Raw genomic sequence first — 6,668 nt, forward strand, 5'->3', positions numbered from 1 at the left:
AATTTATGCGGGTTTGGCAGGCCTACATCAAATTTACGAGCTAAATTTAAGCCCAAAATCTGTAAAATCTCGGCTGATAAATTTGCGTTTTACGGCGTAAAAAAGTAGGGCGGATAAATTTGCTCTCAAATTTAACGGAAAAACTATCAAATTTACGCCAGGTATGCAAAACAAAACTGCAAAACGCTAAATTTAGTAAAAAGGGCGCAAGCAAAAGCTCGCTTAAGCGAACCTAGGAGAAAAAATGAACGAAACCCTCATAAATATAGGCCTTGCCGCGACGCAGATTTTATTTACGTTTGCGCTCGGATTTTATCTCATCACCTGCCTTCAGTGGTTTTCCTACAAGTTTGAGCGCGTGCTGTTTCACTTCACTAGGCCGCTGTGGCACGTGTTTTTCCTTATCGTGCCGATCGTGCTTTTTTACGGGGCGGAGCGATTTTTCTGGATTTATTTTTACTTTGCACTGGTGCCAAGTCTCGCTCTTTGGCACAAAAAGCTCGATAAAAAGCTAGTTTTTACGCCTAGGGTCAAGCGATTTTTTGTTATCTTAGCACTCACGGTTATCGCTAGCTACGGCGTTTATTTCGCGACGCAGTACCGCGTAAATTTAGGCGTCGTCCTGCCAATCGTGGCCTCTTTTGCGCTTAGCTTTTTGCTGGAAAAGGCTAAATTTAAGGCATACGAAAACAGCGCTCGCAAAAAGCTAGCCTCGATGCCGGAGCTCAAAATCATCATGATAACGGCGAGTTTTGGCAAAACCAGTATCAAAAATTTCCTATTTGAGCTGCTTAAAAACGATTTCGTTTGCCGCAAAACACCTCGCAGCGTAAACACGCTAGCAGGCCTCATCCAAGACGTAAACAACGAGCTTGCTGTCGGTACGCAGATATATATCGCCGAGGCGGGCGCACGCCTAAAAGGCGACATCGCACAGATCACGGAGTTTTTGAGCCCGCACATCGCTATCGTCGGCGAGATCGGCGCGCAGCATATCGAGTACTTTAAAACGCTTGAAAATATCTGCGCCACGAAGCTTGAGGCTCTTGGCTCAAAGCGCTTAGAAAAGGCTTTCGTGCACAGCAGTACGCAGGCAAACGAGGGCGAAAAGATAGAAATTTACGACAAAGACCTAAGCGGCGTTGAGGCGAGCCTGGATGGGGTTAAATTTAAGCTTGGCGAGAGGGAATTTGCTTCGCCGCTGCTTGGTAAATTTAACGCTGTAAACCTAGCCGTCTGCGTAAAAACCGCGCTATATCTAGGACTAGACGAGGCTAGGATCGTCTCCGCTCTCTCGCGTCTAAAAAACGTCGAGCACAGACTCGAGCGCATCGATGCGGGCGGCAAAATTATCATTGACGACGGCTTTAACGGTAACTTTAACGGCATGAGCGCGAGCTACGAGCTAGTCGCCAGCTACGAAGGGCGCAAGGTGCTCGTGACGCCCGGCATCATGGAGAGCAGCGACGAGGAGAACGAAAAACTAAGCAAGATCATCAACAAAACCTTTGATATCGTTATGCTAACAAGCTCGCTAAACGCCGTCGCGCTGCTAAAGCACCTAAGTAGGCCAAAAGTCATCGTCATCAAGGACAAATCAAAAATGCAAGAAGCCCTGGCGCAAAACACAAGAGCGGGCGATCTGATCCTTTTTTCAAATGACGCGCCAAGCTTTATGTAGGGGGCAAATTTAGTTTGGACGGTGCAGTCAAATTTTAGCGGCGCCGCTTCTAGCTGCTAAAATTTGATTTGAAATTTACTTTGCTCACGTCGGTGGAGATTGATTTTAAAAATGCATTTTCAAGGTGCGGGTTATGCTAAGCACCGACTGCGACGGGCTAAAAAATAGAACGGCTAAATTTAAGTGACTCAAATTTAACCCCAAATTTGAAGTTAAATTTAAATCCCCGCGCTTGCCATCCCAGCCTCGATCAAAAACTGGCTGGGCTGGTAGTTTATCTTTTTGATTTTGTCGTATTTGGCGTAGCTTAAAATCAGCTCGTCGCGTGCGCGAGTGACCGCGACGTAAAAGAGTCGCCGCTCCTCCTCGAGCGAGCCGCCCATGCTCATGAGCTTGAGGTTCGGGAAGCGATTTTGCGCGAGATCGACTACAAAAACGAGGTCAAACTCAAGACCCTTTGAGGCGTGGACGCTTAGCAGATTTACCCCTTCGCCGCTGCTCATCTCGCTACTTCCTAGCGTGATAAAGTTATAAAATTTCTCCGCCTCCGAGTAGTTTTTGGCTAGTTCGCCCAGTACCTCTAGCTTGCCCGCGATGCGCTCTAGGGCCTCTTTTTTTAGCATTTCGTCGACGTTGCCGTTTTTTTGCGTGGCGCGCTTGGTCGCGAGATTATCGGCGATGAGGGCATAAATTTTGCTATTTTTGAGATCATCTATCAGCGATGTCGGGCGCGAGTGGCGTTTGGCGACGTTTAAAAAATTATAAATTTCATACAAAAACTGCCCGCCGCTCTCGCTTAGTTTTTGCATTTTTAGCACGGGATGCGCGAAAAATTTCTCGCTAAAGTTAAATTTAGCAAAGCGCGACTTCTCTCCGACCTCGTCAAGCTCGTCAAAAAGCCCCAGCTGGTAGTTTTTGGTCTTTTTGGCAAAGGCTTCCACGCTATCGTCTGGCTGCAAAAATCCGCGCACGACATCGCCGTGTCCGACCTTGCTTAGCACCTCGAAAATCTCCTTGCTAAGCGCCGCACCGACGCCTTTTGCGTATTCGCACACGTGGATAAAGGCCATGATGTCCTTTGGGTTTATGAGGATGCCTAGCAGATCCATAGCGGCGCGCACCTCGCGGCTTTCAAAAAAGCTCACGCCGCCCTTGCGCTTGGAGCCGATACCAAGCTCCCGCAGCGCGACTTCTAGTCCGTCGGCGCTCGAGTTGTTGCGAAAGATGATGGCGATGTTTTCTTTTTTATATTTTGAAACGGCGATGACCTGCGCGATGTTTGAGTATTGGTCGAAAAGCTCGTTGTAAACTAGCAGCTTTGGCGAGGTAAATTTGCCCTCGCGGCCGACGACTAGCTTTTTTTCGTAAAGGCGCGGGTTGTTTGCGATGACTTTGTTGGCCAGAGCCAGGATCGCGGAGCTGCTGCGGTAGTTGATGTTTAGCGCGTAAATTTTGGCGTCTACAAATCGGTCCTTAAACGAGCCGATGATCTCGATGTTTGCGCCGTTAAATGCGTAAATACTCTGGTCAAAATCCCCGACGCAAAAAAGGCTTTTCGTCTCAAAAGCGCTGATTAGCGAGCCTTGCAGAGAGTTCGTGTCCTGGTACTCGTCGACTAAAATTTCCTCAAATTTTAGCGGCGCGCCTTTTCTTAGTTCGTTGCGCATTTTGATAAGCAAGTCGTTAAAATCCGCATAGCCAAATTTGCTCTTTTCCTCCTCAAATTCGCGCAAAACGTCCTCGTAAATCTCGGCATATACGCCTTGCTCGTCGCTTCGCTCCTTTAGCCACTCGCCAAACGTCTGCTTTAGGGCTAAATTTTGAAATAGCGAATACGCGTCGTAAAGATAGGCGCCGCCGTATGGTTTAACGTCGCTTAGGTGGTTAAATTTGCGCCTCTCGACGAGCGATTTTAGCAGCGTTTTTAGCTCGCTAGGCTGCTTTAGCGTGACGGGTTTTTCTAGAAATTTAAGAAGCGAATAAGAAACCGAGTGAAAGGTGCCCGCCGTGATGCGCGAGGTGATTTTTTTATCAAAATGTCGGTTTAAGCGCTCGATCATCTCGGCCGCAGCCTTGTTGGTAAAGGTTAGCAGCAGGATTTTTTCGGGTTTTACGCCTAAATTTAGCAGATGAGCGATGCGCGCGACGATGGTGCTGGTTTTGCCGGTGCCGGCAGAGGCAATAACTAGATTGTGTCCGGCAGGAGCGGTCGCGGCGGCGTATTGTTCTTGATTTAGTTTTGAAAGGGGCATATTTTCCTCGCGTTTAAAAGGGCAGATTATACCCAAACGGGCTTAAAATTATGAAAATTCAAATAGTAGCCAAAAACCTGCGCGCTTAAATTTGAGCTTTAAATTTGCGTAGTAAAGTTGTTTTCAAATTTGACGTTATGCATAAAATTTACTGTTAAATTTGCCTGCGGCCAGTAACTGCTTTTTTAGAAGTTGCAAACGCAAGCCCTGAAGTAGCGTGAAACTGATTATATAAATAAATCGGCATTGTCAAGGCACGGGTCTTGGCGGGTAAGTATTGCTCCAAATTTGAGCGCAAGAAGCCAAGGCGCAGTCTCGCGAGACGGCTTTAAGGCGCGAAGAAATTTTCTACCAAAGATAGAACGCGCAGTTCATCGAGGATGAAAATTTCTGGCTCCGCTAAAGACGCTCGCGAGGCAAGCCTTAAGTCAAATTAAAATTTGACTTCGGCTGACAGCATAAACATCCTACTCTCGCCCAGGCTTAGCCCGTTAGCTACGCCAAGAACGCTAGCGCTGGTACCTGCACCGTCAGCACTTGCAGGATACATGCCTGCCCAGTATTTTTTGTTAAATACGTTATTTACGTTAAAGCGCAAAGTGGTTTGTTTGCCCAGCATCGCGCGGCTAACATATCTCACGCCAAGATCCGTGACGAAAAAGCTAGGCGTAGCCTGAGTGTTTAGATCGTCTATATACATCTTGCTCGTGTAGTGAAAATTTGCGCTAAACGCGAGCTTTTCGGTATTTGGCACCACGTAGTCAAATAGCAAATTCGAGTTTAGTTTAGGCACGCCGTTTACGACTTTGCCGTTTGCGCCTTTTAGTAGCGGGTCTTTAAATTTAGAGTTTATCAGCGTAAATCCGCCTAGAACGCTTAAATTTGACGTGATTTTGCCGCCGCTCATAAACTCAAAGCCCGTATTTACCTGCTCGCCTTGGACGTCGTATCTGCCGTTACCGCCGACATAGGAGATAGGGCGCTGTATCCTAAACACCGCCGTGCTAAAGTCGATTTCGTTTATGCGAGCTTTGGCGCCTATTTCGTATTGTTTCGAGCGATACGGTTTTAGCACGCTGGTCGTGCCGTCGGTGTTCGTGCCGCTGCCGCCTTGTTGCAAGCTATCAGCAAAGGTAACATAGGTGCTCACGTTTTCAACAGGTTTATATACCAGGCTCGCGCCGTAGCTAAGGCCGGATTCGTCGTATTTGGTCACGATAGGTTTTAGCTGTCTTTGCGTAGCGGTTATGGCCGGACGAGTGCGCTCTTTTATCCAGCTGTTTGAGAGGCTTAGTAGCAAGCTAAAGTTATCATTTATCGTGATATCGTCTAGCATGGAGATATTTTTCATATCGGTCGTGCTGAGTTTATATAAATTTGAGCCTTTTTTAGAGTTTGGATGCGGGAAAACTTTAGGATCGTTGATATTTGCCGAGCCCGCTTTTGTAGTCGTGCTCAAATTTGAGTAGCGATACTGCACGTATCTGTATCCGTTTGCCTGCACGCTAAAGTTATGATTTAGCCCCCAAGTATCAAAGTCCGTGACCGCCTTTAAATAGCCGCTAGGCAGGTCAAATCTATAAGCCGCTGTCGCTCCGCCGCCGTGATAGGTATCGTAGTTGCCGTTTTTATCCGTGATCCTGTTTACGACGCTATGTGTATGGCGATCGGCTCGCTGGAACTGATATCCGCCCTCGAAATACCAATCCTCGCTCGGAGCGTATTTAAATTTAGCGCTAGCCGTCGTCGTTTTTAGATTCATACCGCCGTATGGCTGACCAAGGCCAGGAGTTTTGTTATCGACCGGGTCTGGTAGCTTTAGGTCGTTTCTGATCATGCCGTCTTTTACGTAAAGCGCAAAAAGTCCCGCAAAGCCGTGAGTGTTGTGCTCGTAGTAGCTAGCCGCAGTCTCAAACGTAAGCGACTCGGTCGGATAAAACTCGAGCGTGATGCTGGCTAAGCGGCGCTGATAGTTGCTGTCTTTTACTTGTTTTGCGCCATCTGAGCCGTATACGACCGCGCGGTAGCCTACCTTGTCAAATTTCATCGAGCTATCTACGCCCACGCCAAAGTGCTCTCGCGAAGCGTAGTCCGCCCAGATGCTGTGCTCGTTGTCTACCGGGCGTTTTCTTGTATAGTTAAAGACGCCGACTGGATTTTGCGGGCCGTAAAGCGAGCCGGCAAGACCGTTTTGTATCTGCAAGCTCTCAAACATCGCCATCGGGATCGCCGTAGTCGAGATAGTGTAAAAGCCGTCCCAAAAAACGTTGCCCACGACGCTACCCTCAAAGCCGCGAGTTTGCGGACGACCGACCGTGGTGCCGCCTCTCATCTGAACCTGCGCTGACGGGAAGTATTTCACCGCCTCCTCAAAACCGGTCACGCCTTGGTGATTCATCGTTTCTTTTGTGATTGTGTTTATCTGATACGGCGTATCTAGCACCTTTTTGCCAGCCAGGATACCGTTTTGTACGTTTTTGGTTAGGATGCCTTCACTGATACCACTCTCGCTGATGTTATCGCCGACGCTATTTATCTCGATGCCTTCTAGCTTAACCGTATCTGCGGCATTTGCTTGCGCTGCAAATAGCGCCAAAACCGCACATGCGGCAACTGAAAATTTCACTCTCATTTAGACTCCTTATTGGTTTTATGCTAAATTTGCATAATGCGTGTATGTTACAAATTGTTTACTTAATACAAAATTAAGATTATATATTGATATAATATATATT

The 6,668-nt window shown here is 47.5% G+C and carries 3 protein-coding genes; 1 reads left to right on the top strand and 2 read right to left on the bottom strand.

Annotated elements, in window-relative coordinates; translation table 11 throughout:
- Positions 1–244: 244 nt before the first annotated feature.
- Complete coding sequence (locus Q0386_RS07710) at positions 245–1,681, top strand: UDP-N-acetylmuramoyl-tripeptide--D-alanyl-D-alanine ligase (protein ID WP_299029385.1); 1,437 nt, start codon at positions 245–247, stop codon at positions 1,679–1,681.
- A gap of 218 nt (positions 1,682–1,899) precedes the next feature.
- Here Q0386_RS07710 and Q0386_RS07715 read toward each other — a convergent pair whose 3' ends face one another.
- The gene (locus Q0386_RS07715; RefSeq protein ID WP_299029388.1) at positions 1,900–3,933 is read right to left on the bottom strand and encodes an ATP-dependent helicase; all 2,034 of its coding nucleotides are present in this window, start codon (positions 3,931–3,933) and stop codon (positions 1,900–1,902) included.
- Between the two features lie 433 nt (positions 3,934–4,366).
- A complete protein-coding gene (locus Q0386_RS07720; protein WP_299029391.1) occupies positions 4,367–6,565 on the bottom strand; it encodes a TonB-dependent siderophore receptor in 2,199 nt (732 codons plus the stop codon).
- Positions 6,566–6,668 lie beyond the last annotated feature (103 nt).

Source organism: uncultured Campylobacter sp., from assembly GCF_938045625.1.
In the GTDB taxonomy this organism is placed as follows: Bacteria; Campylobacterota; Campylobacteria; order Campylobacterales; family Campylobacteraceae; genus Campylobacter_A.